This window comes from Candidatus Binatia bacterium (genome assembly GCA_036504975.1).
GTDB lineage: Bacteria > Desulfobacterota > Binatia > UBA9968 > UBA9968 > JAJPJQ01.
The window spans coordinates 12911-29060 of sequence record DASXUF010000198.1 but is presented as its reverse complement, the minus strand read 5'-3'; the positions used below and the strand labels follow the sequence as shown (position 1 = coordinate 29060).

16 protein-coding genes and 1 pseudogene are annotated in these 16150 nt (G+C 60.4%); all 17 read right to left on the bottom strand.

Annotated elements, in window-relative coordinates; all coding sequences use genetic code 11:
• Positions 1–157: 157 nt before the first annotated feature.
• Positions 158–1204, bottom strand: coding sequence for a type 2 isopentenyl-diphosphate Delta-isomerase (gene fni / locus VGL70_24595; protein HEY3306713.1), 1047 nt, complete (start codon positions 1202–1204; stop codon positions 158–160).
• A 108-nt stretch (positions 1205–1312) separates the two neighbouring features.
• Positions 1313–1864, bottom strand: a pseudogene (locus tag VGL70_24590) (UbiX family flavin prenyltransferase).
• A gap of 107 nt (positions 1865–1971) precedes the next feature.
• Positions 1972–2367 (bottom strand): DUF120 domain-containing protein, encoded by a 396-nt coding sequence (locus tag VGL70_24585; protein HEY3306712.1) that lies wholly within the window; start codon positions 2365–2367, stop codon positions 1972–1974.
• A 183-nt stretch (positions 2368–2550) separates the two neighbouring features.
• Positions 2551–3324: an XdhC family protein gene (locus tag VGL70_24580; GenBank protein ID HEY3306711.1), complete on the bottom strand. Its 774-nt coding sequence runs from the start codon at positions 3322–3324 to the stop codon at positions 2551–2553.
• Positions 3325–3425: 101 nt separating this feature from the next.
• The gene (locus VGL70_24575) at positions 3426–3800 is read right to left on the bottom strand and encodes an XdhC family protein (protein ID HEY3306710.1); all 375 of its coding nucleotides are present in this window, start codon (positions 3798–3800) and stop codon (positions 3426–3428) included.
• Positions 3801–3903: 103 nt separating this feature from the next.
• The gene (locus tag VGL70_24570) at positions 3904–5115 is read right to left on the bottom strand and encodes a VWA domain-containing protein (protein HEY3306709.1); all 1212 of its coding nucleotides are present in this window, start codon (positions 5113–5115) and stop codon (positions 3904–3906) included.
• 2 nt (positions 5116–5117) lie between these two features.
• On the bottom strand, positions 5118–6038 hold the full coding sequence (locus tag VGL70_24565) for a MoxR family ATPase (protein HEY3306708.1): 921 nt from the start codon (positions 6036–6038) through the stop codon (positions 5118–5120).
• Positions 6039–6165: 127 nt separating this feature from the next.
• Entirely contained in the window at positions 6166–7224 is a 1059-nt protein-coding gene (locus tag VGL70_24560) for a M28 family peptidase (protein ID HEY3306707.1), read from the bottom strand.
• A gap of 118 nt (positions 7225–7342) precedes the next feature.
• Complete coding sequence (gspD, locus tag VGL70_24555) at positions 7343–10030, bottom strand: type II secretion system secretin GspD (GenBank protein HEY3306706.1); 2688 nt, start codon at positions 10028–10030, stop codon at positions 7343–7345.
• Positions 10031–10054: 24 nt separating this feature from the next.
• On the bottom strand, positions 10055–10705 hold the full coding sequence (locus VGL70_24550; GenBank protein ID HEY3306705.1) for a hypothetical protein: 651 nt from the start codon (positions 10703–10705) through the stop codon (positions 10055–10057).
• A gap of 206 nt (positions 10706–10911) precedes the next feature.
• The gene (gspM, locus tag VGL70_24545; protein ID HEY3306704.1) at positions 10912–11628 is read right to left on the bottom strand and encodes a type II secretion system protein GspM; all 717 of its coding nucleotides are present in this window, start codon (positions 11626–11628) and stop codon (positions 10912–10914) included.
• Positions 11625–13067 (bottom strand): PilN domain-containing protein, encoded by a 1443-nt coding sequence (locus tag VGL70_24540; GenBank protein HEY3306703.1) that lies wholly within the window; start codon positions 13065–13067, stop codon positions 11625–11627. Before VGL70_24540 ends, gspM begins: the two co-directional genes overlap by 4 nt.
• Positions 13064–14041, bottom strand: a complete 978-nt coding sequence (locus VGL70_24535) for a hypothetical protein (protein HEY3306702.1) — start codon at positions 14039–14041, stop codon at positions 13064–13066. The genes VGL70_24540 and VGL70_24535 overlap by 4 nt, the downstream gene beginning before the upstream one ends.
• Before the next feature lie 53 nt (positions 14042–14094).
• A complete protein-coding gene (locus VGL70_24530; protein HEY3306701.1) occupies positions 14095–14805 on the bottom strand; it encodes a prepilin-type N-terminal cleavage/methylation domain-containing protein in 711 nt (236 codons plus the stop codon).
• 5 nt (positions 14806–14810) lie between these two features.
• Positions 14811–15224, bottom strand: a complete 414-nt coding sequence (locus VGL70_24525; GenBank protein HEY3306700.1) for a prepilin-type N-terminal cleavage/methylation domain-containing protein — start codon at positions 15222–15224, stop codon at positions 14811–14813.
• A gap of 25 nt (positions 15225–15249) precedes the next feature.
• Positions 15250–15702, bottom strand: coding sequence for a prepilin-type N-terminal cleavage/methylation domain-containing protein (locus VGL70_24520; GenBank protein ID HEY3306699.1), 453 nt, complete (start codon positions 15700–15702; stop codon positions 15250–15252).
• Complete coding sequence (gene gspG, locus VGL70_24515; GenBank protein ID HEY3306698.1) at positions 15680–16135, bottom strand: type II secretion system major pseudopilin GspG; 456 nt, start codon at positions 16133–16135, stop codon at positions 15680–15682. Before gspG ends, VGL70_24520 begins: the two co-directional genes overlap by 23 nt.
• Between the last annotated feature and the right edge of the window lie 15 nt (positions 16136–16150).

Below are 16150 nucleotides of genomic sequence, written 5' to 3'. Positions count from 1 at the left end.
GCACTCAGAGCTTGTGAAAAAATCGCCGATCGCCCTTCGACGGGCTCAGGACGAACGGCTAAGTCCTCGAACTTCCATCGATGTTATCCCGTTCGTGGTGAGCTTGTCGAACCATGAACGAATTTTTTCACAACCTCTCAGCACTCGATCCTCAGCACTATTGTCGCACCAGCGGCGCCTTGCCGAGCGCCGCGAGGTCGCCCGCGCCGACGCATAACATCGCTACCTTGATCTCGTGAATCACTTTGGCCAAGGATTCTACCACCTTGTCCGCCGATTCCAAAGCCGGCTCCAGCAGCGGCTGTCCGATGGCGGCGACGTTGGCGCCCAGCGCGATCGCCTTGGCGACGTTGAGGCCGTTACGGATTCCGCCCGACGCGACCAGCTCCAAATCCGGCACGGCCCGGCGCACCTGAACCAAAGCCTCCTCGGTCGGGATGCCCCAATCGGCGAACGTCAGCTCGTGCGCTTGGCCCTTTTGCGCCGAGCGCTTGGCCTCCACCGCGTACCAAGACGTTCCGCCGCGGCCCGCCACGTCGATGGCCTTGACCCCGGCCTGCTTGAGTCTCAGCGCCGCATCCGCGGAGATGCCGAAACCCACCTCCTTGGCCACGACCGGAACTTCCAGCTCGCGGCAGACATTGGCGATCCGACGCGCCAGCCCTTTGAAATTTCGGTTGCCCTCGGGCTGCACCGCTTCCTGCAAGACATTGAGATGAAGAATCAGCCCGTCGGCGCCGATCATGCCGACCGCTTTGCGGCACTGCTCGACGCCGTAGCCGTAATTGAGCTGCACCGCGCCGAGATTTCCGAGCAGGAGAATGTCGGGCGCCAGATCTCTTACCTTGAAAGAATCCGCCGCGCTCGGCTCCTCGATCGCCACGCGCTGCGAACCGACGCCCATCGCCAGGCCGAGCCTTTGCGCCGCCGCGGCGAGATTGCGATTGACCGTGCGGGCCATGTCGAAACCGCCGGTCATCGAAGAGATCAAGAGCGGCGCCTTTAGGCGCTTGCCGAGAAAATTCGTTCCGAGGTCGATCTCGTCGATGTCGATCTCCGGCAGGGCGTTGTGAACAAAGGCGTACCGGTCCAGTCCCGTGCCCTTTGGGCCCGCGACCGATGGCGGGTCGAGACAGAGTTCCAGGTGCTCTTTTTTCCTGCGTTGGGTCGCGGTGAGTGGTTTTTTACCACCGGATGAAGGCATGGAGTGAAGAGAATATCACTTGGTCTTTTTGACCGGTCTGGCTTCCTTGCGCGGAACGACGGAGACCACCCGCTCGGCGCCGGGATGGCGGCTCATCTGCTCGTCGCTCCAGCGCTCGAACAAAGTCACGTCGATGTCGAATTGATCAAGGATGCGGCTCACGGTTTGATTGATAATATCGTCGAGGGTCTTGGGGCGATGGTAGAACGCGGGGACAGGGGGAAATATCACCGCGCCCATCCTTGTCAGCGCCACCATGCTCTCCAGATGGCCCAGGTGAAGCGGCGTCTCGCGGGCGACTAGGACGAGCTTTTTTCTTTCCTTGAGAATAACGTCGGCGGCGCGGACCAAGAGATCGCCGCCGACCGAATGGGCGATCCCGCCCATCGATTTCATCGAGCAGGGCGCGATGACCATTCCAGCGGTGCGGAATGAGCCGCTGGAAATGCTTGCGCCGATATTGTTGATGTCGTGCACCACGTCCGCCAGAGCCTCGACGTCCTTCACGGAATGAGGCGTCTCGACCTGGATCGTCATCTTGGCTGCACGGGTCATCACGAGATGTGTCTCGACGTCCTTCAGCCGGGACAGGACCTCGAGCATGCGCACGCCATAAATGGCTCCGGTTGCGCCCGAGATGCCAATGATGAGTCGCTTCATAGAAAATTATCCAAGCGGCGGTCGCCCTTCGACATGCTCAGGGTGACCGGGTAAAAGTACACCGTTCGTGCTGAGCTTGTCGAAGTACGAACGGTCTTCTACGGACCTCACTCCACGAACTGCAATGTCACTTGCTCTCCGTCCGCGAACCCAAGCTCATCCTTTAGCCGGACGGAAGCAACCACTTCGACCTTGTCCGCCGGATAGCCCTCGACCTCGGGCAGAATCACGGCGCCTTGATGTTTACCCCCAATCTCGACCAAAAAGCAACGGGCCTGACAGAAGGCGGCATCCGGCGCGGCGATTTCGATTCCCTCCATGCTTGCGCGCACCTCGCGCCATAACTCTTTCGCGTGGGCCGTCTCCAACTTCAGATTGAGCGTCCCGGGGTAGGGGAAAAATCCCAGCTTGTCGCCGAGCGAGCTTTGCACCCAATCCAGCGCCATGAAGGACGCCGCGCGGCCGAGATCGCTGAAAACCACCCCGGTAATTTTCCTTCCCACTTGCTCCTCATAAGGCGCGAAGGGGTGAGACTGGAGACCGCAGACGTAGGGACGCCCTGGTTCCGTCAGGCCCGAACCTGGGGAGTAAGCACTCCGGGGTAGCGGCGGGGGCGGCCCTCGAGGCAGCGACCCATCGGCTGCGGTCGAAAGTCTCGCCCTGAGCGCCTCTTTTTCGCATTGAGGTCATTTGCCCGACAGCGACCGCGCCTCTCCGCCGCGGCGGACTTTGATGACTTCGGCCATGATCGAGAGCGCGATCTCCTCCGGCGTTTCGGTCGCGATGTCGAGGCCGATCGGGGCATAGACCCGTTGAAGGATTTCTTCCGCAATCTTCTCTTCGTTGCGGAACTTCTCGAATAATGCCTTGATGCGGCGCCGGCTCCCGATCATGCCGATGTATTTGGCCCGGCTATGGACGATCTCGCGGAGACACGGCTCGTCGTACTTGTGGCCGCGCGTGATGAGAACGATGTACGTGGAAGGGGTGATCGGCAGCGCCTTCAGCGCCGCCGCCATGTCGCTGACCTGTACTTCGTCGGCGTCGGGAAACCGCTCGCGGTTGGCGAAGAGAATGCGGTCATCGAGCACGGTCACGTGAAAGTCGAGGAGCTTGGCGAATTTAACGAGCGGCACGGCGATGTGGCCGGCGCCGACGACGATCAACTTCGGCGGCGCGGGAAGAACTTCGAAGAAGACCTCGACTTTATCGCCCGTGCCGGGCAGCTCCAGAGAAACGAGCTTCGATTTCTCCTCCTTGAGACGAACATCCGCCTCTTTGACCAGCGCCTCCAGCAGGCTTTCGTGGCGAATCGTGCCGACGATCGGCTTGCCGTCGCGGACGAGATATTTTTGCCCCGCCGCCACGGCGTCGCATTTTTCCGCCTCCACGACGGTGGCCAATACTCCGGACGCCCCCTCTTCCTGAATTCTCACGAGTTCTTCGACCAGTTTCTCCATGGCTACAGCTTGAACGTTTAAACTTTCTTCATTCGGTCCATGGCCCCCTCTCCTTTATCCTCTCCCCCGTTGCGGGGGAGAGGGAAGGGTGAGGGGAGCGCCTATCGCCTACCGCCTTCTTCATTCCACCACGGCTCAATGAAGACGTTCATGATGCCGCCGCAAACCGCCGGGCTGTCGGACGCGATGTCGTCCAGAAGATCGACGCGCACGGTTCGGGGCTGGCGCGTGCGGATGACTTCGATCGCCTCGCGCTTGACGTCGGCCTCGCCGCATCCACCGCCGATCGTTCCCAGGATTTCCCCCCACGCGGTCACGACCATCTTCGCGCCGACTTCCCGCGGCGTCGATCCCTTCGTCGAGACGATCGTGGCGACGGCGAGCGTTTCGCCTTTGTCGAGAAAGTCCTTGATCTGATGATAGATCGAATCTTTCTTCCTGCCCTCGACGTCATGGCACATGCCGGGTCCTGCCATAAACACCTCCTAGGGGTCAGAAGCCAGAATCCAGTAGTCAGAATCCCCGCCCCCGCTCTGATTACATTCTGAATTCTGAATTCTGGATTCTATATTCTGCATTTTACGCCACCATCTTTTGCAACGTCCGGCCAAGAGTCACCAGACTCTTGAGATTGTGCACGGACAAAAAGACATCCAGATAAGGAAGCGCCGCTTGCATTCCCTTGCATAGCGGCTCGTAGTTTTCGCTCGCCAACAAAGGATTGAGCCAGACGATCTTGTAGCAGCGCCGCTTGAGCGTTTGCATCTCGCGCTCTAGCAGAGACACGTCGCCCCGGTCCCAGCCGTCGCTGATGATCACGACCACGGTCCGATGCGTCACCAGGCTGGGGGCGAAGTCGCGGTTGAAAGCGGCGAGCGAGCGGCCGATGTTCGTGCCGCCGGACCAGCCCAAGACCGAATGGGAAATTCTCTCCAGCGCGCCGGCGATCTCTTTCGAGCGGATCAGGTGCGTGATGCGGCTGAGCGAGGTGCTGAAAACGAACGTCTCGACTCCCCACAGCTCGTTCTGCAGGGCGTACATAAACTGGATCAAGAAACGGCTGTAACAGTCCATGGAGCCGCTCACGTCGCAGAGCAACACGACGCGGGTTTTCTTGATTCTCCGCTTGCGGCGGGCGAGCTCGATGACTTCGCCGCCGTATTTGACGCTCCTCCGCATGGTCGAGCGCGGGTCCACCTCTTCGCCTCTGGTCGCGCGCTTCTTGCGCCGGCTCATCTGCGTCGCGATCTTCGTGGCGATGAGAAGAATCGCGCGGCTCATGGCGCGGCTTTCTTCGATTCCGAGGTCGCTGAAATCTTTTTTGCTGAGCGACTCGCTCGGGCTGTACGTGGGAATGGAAACCTGCTCCGTCTCGCCGTCCCTTCCGGCTTCGGCGCCGGAGAGCGAGGCCAAGAGCTCTTCCGTGTTCTCGCCGCTTCCCTGCTCCCGCTTGGCGTCGTCGGAGGGAAACGAAGGAATGTCCGACGCCTCGGTGAGTATCTCCTCGGACGTGCCGGCGCGCCAAAAGAGCTTGAACGCGCGCTCGAACACAGCCATTTCTTCCTTGTTGGCAACCAGGTTGGAGCGCAGCGCTGCGCGGAAATCTGCCCGGCAGCCGATGTCGACAAATTCGACGGCGCGGCTCGTATCCATGACCTGGCTGAAACCGATCTTGATCCCAAGTTCTTTCAAAACCCGGCTGAACGCTATCACGTTCGCGACCGTTCCCTGGCCGCGCAGCGCTGCAAAGCGGTCGACCGTTTGAAGAATGCGCTCGTCGGAGATTTCCATGCTCAAACCGAAACCGCGCCGGCGCCTTTCCCCTCCGGTTCGAGGTCGATTCTTTTGCCCGCCAGTTCTTCCTGCATGTGGTGCAGGTCCTCGCGGTACTTGAACACACACCCCACGGTCTCCTCGACGGTCTTTTCGTCGAGCTCGTCGCGATTGAGCGCGATCAGCGCCGCCGCCCAATCGAGAGTCTCCGCGACGCCCGGCCGCTTGTAGAAATTCATCTGCCGCACCTGCTGCATGAAGAAGCAGATCTGATCGGCCAGCCGCTCGCGGATCCGGGGAAACTTCGTCGCTATGATCTCGCGCTCCTTCTCGAAGGTCGGGTAATCGATCCAGTGGTAGAGACAACGGCGCTTGAGGGCGTCGTGAATCTCCCGCGTCCGGTTCGAGGTTAAAAAGACATACGGCCGCATCTCCGCCCGGATCGTCCCCAGCTCCGGGATCGTGATCTGAAAATCCGACAGCACTTCGAGCAGAAAGGCTTCGAACTCCATGTCGGCCCGGTCGATCTCGTCGATGAGGAGCACCGGCGGCGTCGCGCCGTTGCCTTGAATCGCTTCCAGCAGCGGCCGTTTGACCAGATATTCCTCGGTAAAGATTTCCGTCGCCACGCTCCCGCGATCGCGCTTGCCGACCTCTTCGAGCTTGATGCGGAGCATCTGCTTGGGATAGTTCCACTCGTAAAGCGCCGTGTTGGCGTCCAGGCCTTCGTAGCACTGGAGACGGATCAGCTTCGTCTCCATGATCCCCGCCAATACTTTGGCGACTTCGGTCTTGCCAACGCCGGCCTCGCCTTCGAGCAGCAAAGGCTTCCCCATGGCGATCGATAGATAGACGACGGTCGCCAGCGACCGGTCGCAAATGTATTTCTCTTTGCCGAGCGCTTCTTGAACTTTTTCAATCGTAAGCTGTTTTGGATTCACGTCGCCCCTCGCCTTCAAGTCATCATAACAAACTGCCACGCGTTAGGAAAATGGAGTGTTGAAGTATTGGAGTGCTGGGAAAACCCTATGCTCCCTTCCATTACTCCATCACTCCAGTACTCCATTTTTATTTGAGCAGCCTCGCCCCATACTTTTCCCAACCGCCTTCTATGCGCGCGCGCATCTCTTCGACCGCAACATCGAAGCTCTCCATCCCGAGCGCCAGCTCCGCAAGAAAGCGCACCGCGCCTTCGACATCGCGCAAATGGACCGCCTCGGCGCCGATCCTCGTTTTGCCCTGGTTATGATAGTTGTGCAAGGGGATCGAGACGCCGCCGGCGATGTAGCCGTTTAGTTGATAAGGCGTCGCCTCGCAAGTGCCGCCGTCCATGACCCGTCGCTGGTAACAAAAGCGCCGGTCTTTCTTCTGTAATGCGCGCGCGATGCTGTCCATGAACAGAACTATCCGGTGATCGAACATGCTGCCGCGATCGCCGAGGCGGATCACCGGACCGCCGCCCAAAATCACGCCCGGCAGCGCTTTGCTGGTTTCGACGGAGATGATCCTAGTCGAACGCGGCAGCGAGCCCGAGCGAATCATTCCCAGAGTGCCGAGGAAGCCATGCTCTTCGGCGCGCGTGAACACGGCGCGGATTCCGGTCTGGATGCCGCGCTTCTTGACCTCTTTCAGCAGGGTCAAGATGGTCGCGCAGCCGACCAGGTCGTCGGCCCCTTTGGTGTGGATCAGCTCGCCCTGGCGGCGGAACGGTACTAAATCCCATGTCCCGAAATCTCCCGGCGCTACGTTGCCGTTTAGCCGCAAAAACATCTGTTCCACCCGCCCCTGAGCATTCTTGATGATCTTTCGGACAACGCCCCGCGCGCGCACCGCGCCCGAGTTTTGATCGTATACGACGACGCGCGCGCCGGGAAAATACTTGGCGGCCACGCCGCCGAACCATGAAGCCTTCGCCGTCCCGTCCGAGGCTTCGGCGATCTCGAAGCCCGGATGGTCCATGTGCGCGACGCAGGCGAGCGAAGGTTCGCCGTCGGAACCCGCGATGATGTTGCTGTACTCGTCGACGGTAAAGTCGAGCCCGACCGTCTTCAGTTCGCCGCAAATGAACGCGCTGACAAAGCGCTCCTGAAACGGCGCCGTCGGAAGCGGGAGGAGTGTCTCGAGCAAATGGAACAACTCAGAAGGCATAGGGAGGGAAAAACGGCGAAGCTCGAACGGCCGTCCGAGCTTCGCCAAGAGTTGACAGGGTGTAAACCCGTTGAGCGACGATCACTAAATACGAATCTTACCGGCTCACCGCCATCGCCATGGTGAATTTCTCTTTGCTTTGGAGTTCCTCCAGCAATTCTTTGGCTTCACGGCGCGTAGCGAAGCGGCCCACCCGGACCCGGTACCAATCGCGCCCTTTGACGTTGGCCACGAGCACGTAGGGATCGTAGCCTTTTTGCTTCAGCCTCCGAACCACCATGCGCGACGATAGTTCGTCCGGATAGGCGTCAACCTGAACCGTCCATTTCCTCACCGAGGTCTCGGCGATGGCCGCTTCTCGGCCACCCGCAGCGCTATTTTCCGGGCCGATGATTTCCGGAATCACCCGCGATTCCTTCTCGGGAGCAAGGGGCTCAACCTTCGGCGGCGGCAAGTCGTCTCTCGCTCCCCCGCGCCTCATTCTCTCGATCTCCCCGGCGACCGTGCGGAGCTTTTCTCTAAACTCGTCGGTGACTCTCCGGGACTCATCCACGTCGCGGATCACGCGCGGCGTGATAAGAATGATGAGCTCCGTTCGCTCGGTCAATGTGTCCGTTGTTTTCCTGAAAAACCAGCCGAACACCGGGATGTCCATAAGATACGGAACGCCGCTCCGGCCGTTGCTCCTGTCTTCGCTGAAAATACCGCCGATCACCAGAGTCTCGCCGTCCTTGACCACCGCGGTCGTCTCCACGTCGCGCGTGGAGAAGGAGGGGAAAGTGGTTTGCTGGTTGCCGACGACGACATTACCGCCTTGCTTGCTCACCTCGACCTTGAGCTGTAGATTGACAAGCCCTTTGGAATTGACCTGGGGAATGATAGTCAAGATCTTTCCCGTGTTGCGGGACTGAATCGTCGTGGCGGTCGCCAGATCGCTTGTCGTCGCCCCCGCCAAAGCCGTGAGCGAACCCGTGGCTATCGGGATCTCGTCCCCGACCTGGATGCGGGCCGGTTGATTGTCGGTCGCGAGAATCGTCGGAGAGGCGAGAATCTTCGAGCGGTCGTTGCTCTGGAGCGCGGTAACCAAGCCGCGGACATTGTTGCTCCCGACCAGCGCCGCGATGCCCGTCGAGCCGAAAACCTGCGGACCGGGAACTACGGTCGTCGTCGTAGTTCCGTCGGTTGTGCTCGTTGTGGTCGTCGAAAAATCGCCCGTAAATCTACCGCCTTTTCTAAGCCCCAGCAAGCCCTGGTAATCGAAGCCCAAACTGTTGCTGCCGCTGAGTTTCACCTCCGCGACTAAACATTCGAGCACCACCTGGCGCGGCGGGATGTCGAGATCCTTGAGAATATTTTTAATGTTTTGAAATTCCTGCGCCGTGCCGAAAATGATCAGCGTGTTTGTCGTCTGATCGGCGACGATGCGCAACTCTTCCTGCTTGGCTTCCTGCTGCCGGGCGTCGGGTCTCGCGTCGGGCCGTCCCGCCGGCGGGCGCGTGGTCGTCTGCGGCGGCGGCGCGCCGGGTTGCGGCTGCTGCTGCGCCGGAGCAAGCGCATTGATGCCCCCCATGGTCGATGGTTGGCCTCCAAATGTTCCAAATCCGGTTCCCGGCTGCCGCAGCAAACCGGGCGTCGTCGGTATCGCTGCGCCCGATGTGCCGCGGTGGAGCTGCTCCAGAGTCCGTCCCTGCTCTCTTCTCGGGCCGCCGGAGATGCCAAGCACCTGGGTCAATACATCGGCGAGGTCGACTGCCTTGCTGTTTTCAACCGGATAAATGTGAATCCTTCTCCCCGGCCCTTCGCCGATGGTGTCGAGCCGCTCGAGCCAGCGCCGGACGTATACCCACGCCGCCTCGCTGTCGGCGACGACCAGGAGCTGATTGATCCGCGGAATCGACAGAAACTGCGCAGCGAACCCCTCCGCCTGAGAGGCCGAAGAGGCGTAGGATTGCATGACCTTGGTCATCTCCGCCGCCAGCTCATCGGCGCTGGCGACTTTGGGCTGATAGATCTCCGTCCGGGTTCCGACAAAAGTCTGGACGTCGATCACGTCACGGATCTCCATCAGCCGCTGCACGTTCGAGGGCAGATCGACGATCATGAGGAAATTCCCGCGCGGAAAATCGAGCACCTCGCCGCCGGGAGTGACGAACGGGGCAAGCAGCCGCTTCATCTCGGCTACGGAGAAAAAACGCACCGGAACGACTTGAATGGCGTAGCCGGTTTCGTTGTCAGGACCCGCCGGCCGGGCCAGCCCTTTGCCTTTCGCGATCGGAGCGATGCGGTAAAGATCGCCGGTCTTGATGGCGACGGCGTCGTTCATCCTGAGAATCTGATGGAAGATCGGCATCAGGTCGTCTTTTCTGAGTGGCTCGGCGCTGTTGATCGTTACGGTGCCTTTGACTTCAGGATCGATCGTGTAGGTGAGCTTCAGATGCTGCGCCAAAACGTGGATGACTTCGATGAGGTTGGCGCCGTTGAAGTTGAGCGAGACCATTTCGGCCCTGGAAGCCGAGGGAGGTGGAACCAAACGCCGCTCGGGCGTTGCCACGGGCGGTCGGCCGCGGACTCCCGGTTGAGGCCGTGCCGGGGGCGTCGGCGGAGTCGGGGTTTCCTGCTCTTCCGGCTCATCTGCGTCCTTAGGTTCAGCCTGGCTCTCTTCCCCGCCCCGCTGCTTGGTTTCCTGCGCGCGAACCATCATGCCCGTCGGACCCGAAGTCGTCAGGAACACGAACAACAGCGGAACCGCAACTAGAATGTTCTTGCGCGACATTCTCCCTGCCATGCTTCCCTCCTTTGGCGCCTTAGATCACTCGGCCGGAGCGTTCTCCCCTTGCGGCGCAATTCTCTGCGGCGGCTGCCCGGCCGGTTGCTGCGGCGGCTGAAGCTGCCGCTCTCCCCTGAGCGCTCTCCTTGCGCCGCCTGGGTTTCCCTCGTTCCCGGGATTCGAAGGCGTTGCGGCGCCCTGCGCGGCGCGCGGCGGAATGCTTGCTCCGACTCCGGGTCGCGGAGGTATCGGCGCACGCGACGGCGGCGGCTCCTCGCCGGGACGAAAGAAATCGATCGTCACTTCCACCCGGGAGGCGCCTTTGGTAAAGACCACGCTCTTGTCCCGAATCTCCGACAGCTTAAAACCTTCCAGCGCGTCTCCGAGCTTGAGGCGCATTTGTCCTGAATTGCCGGGCTGCGCCTTCGTGGGACCGCGGCCGGCGGTGGACGGCTCCTGGATGATGGCGTAGCGGCTGTTGCCCAAAATTGCGGTGCCCAGAAGCACCAGGCTGCGGACGCGCTGCGTCGCCGCCGCCGACGCTTCGGCTTCCTTCGTCCGGTTGGCGCCGCGCTCCGGATCGAAAAGATTTTTTTCGATGATGTTGCGCGTGTTGGCCACCTGGAACTCCGGCGTCTCTTCATTGGCCGCGAGCGCGGGCGCGCTATCTTTGGCTCTCGCCGGGGAAGGCAAGTCCCAGGGCCCCGTTTTCCAGAGCTGATAAGTGCTTGCGCCTACAAACCCGATCGAGACCAGCAGTAAGAGGCTCAGTAAAGAAGAACGCTTAAAAATAGCTCAACCTCCATCAACGTTATATTTACCAGAAGGGTGTTATATATCACAGAACGCATGGGATACGCTAGCGCGTCAAATGATGCTTCCTTGATCCTCTGTTTACCCTACTGATCACTTTCAAGCCTGGGCCGCCTCTCGACCCGATTGCCACTGTCTTGCGCGCTTCCTTCGGCACCCGATATTGCTTCCTTGGAAGAAGCAGCCGCAGGCTGGTTGCGCACGAAGCCCGAGACGGTCAGACTCACGCGCAGGTTTTGCTGTGGTTGAGTGGCGGTCCCATCCGGACGGCGAGGCGCGGCGCCGACGATGGCAAACGAGCGAACGTTGATCTCGTTGACCACGAGGAGCTTGGGAGCCGATTCGATCCCCTGGATCAGGCCGGCCACCTGTTCGATCAGCCCGCTGATCTCCAATTGGATGGGAATCCGCGTGAACGGACCCAGGGTCTCGGGACTCAGGACTCGGGTGGAGATGACCTGGGCGCCGCCGCGCGACGCCAATCCCTGCACCGTCTGCTGCAGGTCGGAGGCGCTCACCGAGGCGGTATCGCTCGTGAGCAGCAGCGGCTCCAAGGACTTGAGCTCGGCCCGGGCTTTCTCGAGACCGGCCATGATGTCGCTCTTGCGGTCGATGTAGCGCAGGTTTTTTTCCAGCCGCTGGGGCTGGATTTCGAGCTGGCTTTTAGCCCATTCTCTGCGCTCGAGAAACGGTCCGAGCACAAACATGCGGCCCAGCAGCGCGACAAAGATCGCCAGGGTCGCGATCACCAGACCCCTTTCCCGCTTGGAGAACCGCTTCCAGATGAGCGCGATACGATTCATGGTTTCGGCGCGCTCGCTTTCGTCCGCTCGATCTCGGCCTTGAGCGAAAACGTCTCCTTATTGTCGCGGCCCTTGCTCGAAGGCGCGTTGAACGTCACGTTCTCGAATACCGGAGAGCGCTCCAGTAAAGGAATCAAGTTGGACGCGCTTTCCGCGCTGCCCTGAAGCTCCAGGGTGTTTTCACGAAAGCGCAGGTTGGAAACATAAGAGTTGGCGGGCACGACGCGCGAAAGCTCGTCCAGGATATGCGTGACGACGCCGCGGCGCTGTTTGTGCTCGGTGAAAAAGGCGATCTCTTTGCGCAGGCGGTTGAGCTCCGTTTCTTCGCGGCGGAGCGCCTCGACGGCCGGCGCGATCTTCTGGTTTTCTTTCTGCAACTGGCGGAGCCGCATCTCGTCTTTGACGGCATAACTGCCGCCCCAGCCGAGCAGGCCGAGCAGGAGCAAAACGGCGAGCGACGTGTTCAGCCAGGAAAGCTCCCTTCCGCCCTTCTCTTTCTTGGCGCCGGCACCGAGATTGACCGCGAACGTCGCCTCGCGGAGCCCGCTCAGCGCGGCGCCGGCCGCGGGAATAAAGGCGGGATCGGCCGCCATTTCCTCGCCCTTGGCCAACTTGCCTTTTCCCAGCTCGAACAGGTCCTCATAGGGCACGGCTTCCTCGCTCACCGAGCGTAAGAATTCCGCTGCGTTGCCCCAGCCGAAGAAGCGCGGCGAGTCGCGGAGCGACCTGTAAAAAAGCTCTCGGCCCGGACCTTGCGCCCAATCGGAATGGGGCAGGCGGTGGCTGAAGGCGAACACCGCCTCACGCCTCCAGCCTTCGCCGCGCGGGCTGAGACCGGTCATCTCCCAGTCGTGGTTTTGGCCGCCGAGGAGCAAGGCGGGCCCGCTCAGCCCGCCGGTGCAAAAAAGCAGATAGTTGGACAGCGCCGTCGCCGAGCTTTCCACGGCGCGGGGCTTGGCGCCGAAGCCGGAAAGCACCTCGACGATGTCGTCGACGATTTTTTTCTGCACCGCAAAGAGAAGCACCCCGACCTTGTCCCCTTTCACGCCCATGGGAAGAAAATCGTAGTAGATCTCCTCGCGGCGAAACGGAAGCTGCCTTTCGATCTCGTAATCCACCACCTGGGAGAGATTTTCCCCGGCGATTTGCGGCAAAAAAATCTCCAGGCTGACCACCTGGTCCGACGAAAGACAGACGTAAAGAGGGTCCTTGGCGGGATCGAAGCGCGGCAGAGAGCGAAGCGCGTCGGCGAGGGCTTGCTTCCGCGCCGCCGAATCTTCTCCGGGCGCGATCTCGCGCGTCTCGGTCTCGAGCACGGCGAGGTTCAGCAGGCTCTTCCGCATGCGCACGAGATAAAAGCGCTCGAGCGTGACGTAGAGCCCGACGCTTCTTACAAAATCGGCGCGTGAGAGATCTTTAAACCAACGCGGGGAAATCATAGTCGACCCGCTCGTCCTTCCTCTTCTCCGATGAGTCCGCCGACCCTTTGAACTCTTACCGAGTCCCGATCCAGCCAGCGCAGGAGCTCAAAGCCGCGGTCGCCGCCGAGGATGCGGACGACGCCCCTCACCTGCCGCTCCGTGGGCGAGTCCGCCTGATGTCCCTTCGCCTCGATCGAGATGATCGTCGGATTGGCAAACATCACCTGGCGGCGGATCAAGGAATCGTCGGCGATCCCCAAGAGCCGCAAAAGATCCGCCAGAGTCTTCTCCGAAAGTTTCGCCCTTTGCTCGATGAACGCCCGGCACTTCTCGAGCGGAATGCCGAGAAGCGCGACGCAGACCGGCGCCGTCATCGTGCGCAGGTTGACGCCCGCGGGGCTGTCCAGGGTAAAAATCTCTTTGAGCCCGACTCCTCCCTCCCGGCCGTAGAAAAGCTCCGCGGTCATCCCCTTCACCCAAAGAAGATCCTCCACCGCGTCGAAAGCGCCGTTCCTGGCGGTATACGGAGGCGAGAGCGTAAGATAATAATCGCTTTCCGCGCCGTTCACCCGATGGAGATCGTCTTCATCGCGCCAGTCCATGATGGAATCGACGATGATATTCCTCTGCCGCTCGTCCACCCCCAGGTGCATGAAGATGCGTCTCAGCGTGTCGTCGTTGGCGCGGTTCAAGTTGATCTTTCCCGCCTCGTCCACGAAGCGCACTTCGTAGACTCCCTGGCCGAGCGTGCCTTTTTTCCAATTCCCTTCGAACAGATCGTCGCCCTGTTGGAGAACGACCTGCCCCGTCTGCGCCGAGAGCTTGAGCAGTTCATAGACCCCCTGCTGAAAGCCCGCGAGCGCGAGATAATAGCCCTCCGCCTCCTGAGCGTAACGGTAGGTCGCCATGCCTTCCTCGCGGACCGAAGCGGAAAAATCGAAGGCCACGACGAAAAGAAAAATAAAAATCCACAGCACGATCACCAGCGCCACGCCGCGCTCATTCGAAAGTGCCGAGTGTTGAGCGCTGAGTGCTGAGCGCTTTTTCATGATGATGCACCCAGGACGCCGATCATGATGGGAAACACCCAGCGTACTTCGTTCCTCCGGTCGCCGTGAAAGCTGAGACGCACCGCCCTGGGCAGAGCCCGACGCTGCCGCCCATCCCATTCATCGACCCAGTTCTCGTTCTCGCTTTGAGGGTCGAGGTACTCGATGCGAAAGCTTCTAAGTCCTGCGGCGAGAACGATGCTGTTCCGATAGCCTCCGCCGCCGCTGCCCAGTCCTTTGTCGCTCATGCGCACCGGCATTTCCTCATCCAGCGTTAACGTCGCGCCGCTGCTGCCCGCCGAATCCGCAGCGATGCGTATCTTCGCCATGCCTCGGCCTCCCAGCCCGGTCGAGAGCGAGGAGACGAATTCAACGCTGCGGTCATCGCCGATAAAATAGACCGCCGGATCCCGGGTCGTAGGGCGATAGGGATGGGCCGAGTGGATGTATGCCGCAAGAAACTCCTCGAAACTCCGGAGCGATTGGCTTTGATCGGAACGCTCTTGCGCCTTGGCCATCGCCCTTTCACCGAGATAGAACGAGCCGTAAAGCATCAGGACAATCAGCGCCAGCAACGTGATCGCGATCGTCACCTCGATCAGGGTGAAGCCGCCGTCGATTTTGGATTTTGGACCCGTTCGACTCCGCTCAGGGCCGATTCTCGGCTTGCCGAAGGATCGGTTTTGGATTTTGGATTTTAAGAGCAAGATTTTTATTGTTCCTTCTTTTTTTGGATGCGAAGCGTCTTTATCTCCACCCATTTGTCGCGCTCGCCGTCCGGGTAGCGCATTCTGAGCGTGATCTGGTTGATGTTCCAGTTGGTCGCGATCTGGGTGTCGTCTCTGAGAGGCTGGATGTCCACCTGCCAACGATGGGTCTTGCCGATGGAGCCCGAATCTCCGCGCGCGTCGAAAGATTTGCGGATTAAGACCGTATCCATCACCTGCCGGCTGTAAGCGACCGCGGTGGTGCGCGCGGCGCTGGCGGTTTCGAGCCTGAGCCCCATGGAAAAGACCTCGATCAAGGTCACCACGCCCAGACCGACGATCGCCATTGCGACGACCACCTCCAAAAGGGTAAAGCCATTTTCGATTTTAGATTTTCGATTGCCGATTTTCGATTTCATCTTTCAGCTTTCATCTTTTCGCTTTTCACGGCTGCGTCACGACGACCCGGCCCACCAGCGGCTCGAAACGAATCAGGTATGTCGCGCCTTTTTTATCGGAAAGTTCGATCGCGCCGCCGATAATGCTGCCGTTGGGAAAAAAAACAAATTGCGTCAGCCGGTTTCCCATGGGCTCGCCGCCGGCGACGCCGGTGATCTTGACTGCCTCGGGCAAGCGGACAATTTCGGCGTCCGAAGCGAGATAGCTGTCCTCGCCCGGGCTCAAGACAAGCTGCTTGAGCGTGCCTTCGTCGATCGCGCGTCGGCGCAGGTCGCGAGCCACCGCGGCGAGACTAAGCACGGACTGTCTCACCTGGCGCTTGCGGATTCCGCTCTCAAGCGACGGCAAAGTCATCACAGCCACGACTCCGATGAGAGAAAGAACCACCAGGAGCTCGAGCAGCGAAAAGCCGCGCTTACCCTTCCCAGCTCGTAACATCGCGATTGGTTCCGTCTCCTCCCGGAGCGTTGTCGGCGCCGAACGAGATCAGGTCGAAAGCACCGTGATCGCCCGGGCTTTTATAAATGTACGGCTTTTGCCATGGATCGAGCGGAACTTCCTTTCTTAGATAAGGACCATCCCACCGGTCCGCGCTGGAAGGCTTGCGCAGGAGAGAATCGAGTCCCTCCTCGGTGGTGGGATAGCGTCCGACGTCGAGGCGGAACGTATCCAATGCCGTGCTCAGCAGCTCGATTTGAGCCCTGGCAGCTTTCACCTTCGCTTTTTCTTCGGTGCCGATGTAGCGCGGAACGACCAACGCGGCGAGGAGCCCGATAATGACCATGACGACGAGCAGCTCGACGAGCGTAAATCCTGAGCGGCGCGTTAAGCGGCGCAAGGGACGAAAAAATTTTTCGTATCTTCGGATCACTTGATCTCTCTCTTT

Coding starts and splice junctions, on each gene's coding strand:
- VGL70_24575 (HEY3306710.1), bottom strand. CDS start 3,800: ATGGCAGGACCCGGCATGTGCCATGACGTCGAGGGCAGGAAGAAAGAT.
- VGL70_24570 (HEY3306709.1), bottom strand. CDS start 5,115: ATGGAAATCTCCGACGAGCGCATTCTTCAAACGGTCGACCGCTTTGCA.
- gspD (HEY3306706.1), bottom strand. CDS start 10,030: ATGGCAGGGAGAATGTCGCGCAAGAACATTCTAGTTGCGGTTCCGCTG.
- VGL70_24525 (HEY3306700.1), bottom strand. CDS start 15,224: ATGAAATCGAAAATCGGCAATCGAAAATCTAAAATCGAAAATGGCTTT.
- VGL70_24520 (HEY3306699.1), bottom strand. CDS start 15,702: ATGTTACGAGCTGGGAAGGGTAAGCGCGGCTTTTCGCTGCTCGAGCTC.
- VGL70_24540 (HEY3306703.1), bottom strand. CDS start 13,067: ATGATTTCCCCGCGTTGGTTTAAAGATCTCTCACGCGCCGATTTTGTA.
- gspM (HEY3306704.1), bottom strand. CDS start 11,628: ATGAATCGTATCGCGCTCATCTGGAAGCGGTTCTCCAAGCGGGAAAGG.
- fni (HEY3306713.1), bottom strand. CDS start 1,204: ATGCCTTCATCCGGTGGTAAAAAACCACTCACCGCGACCCAACGCAGG.
- VGL70_24580 (HEY3306711.1), bottom strand. CDS start 3,324: ATGGAGAAACTGGTCGAAGAACTCGTGAGAATTCAGGAAGAGGGGGCG.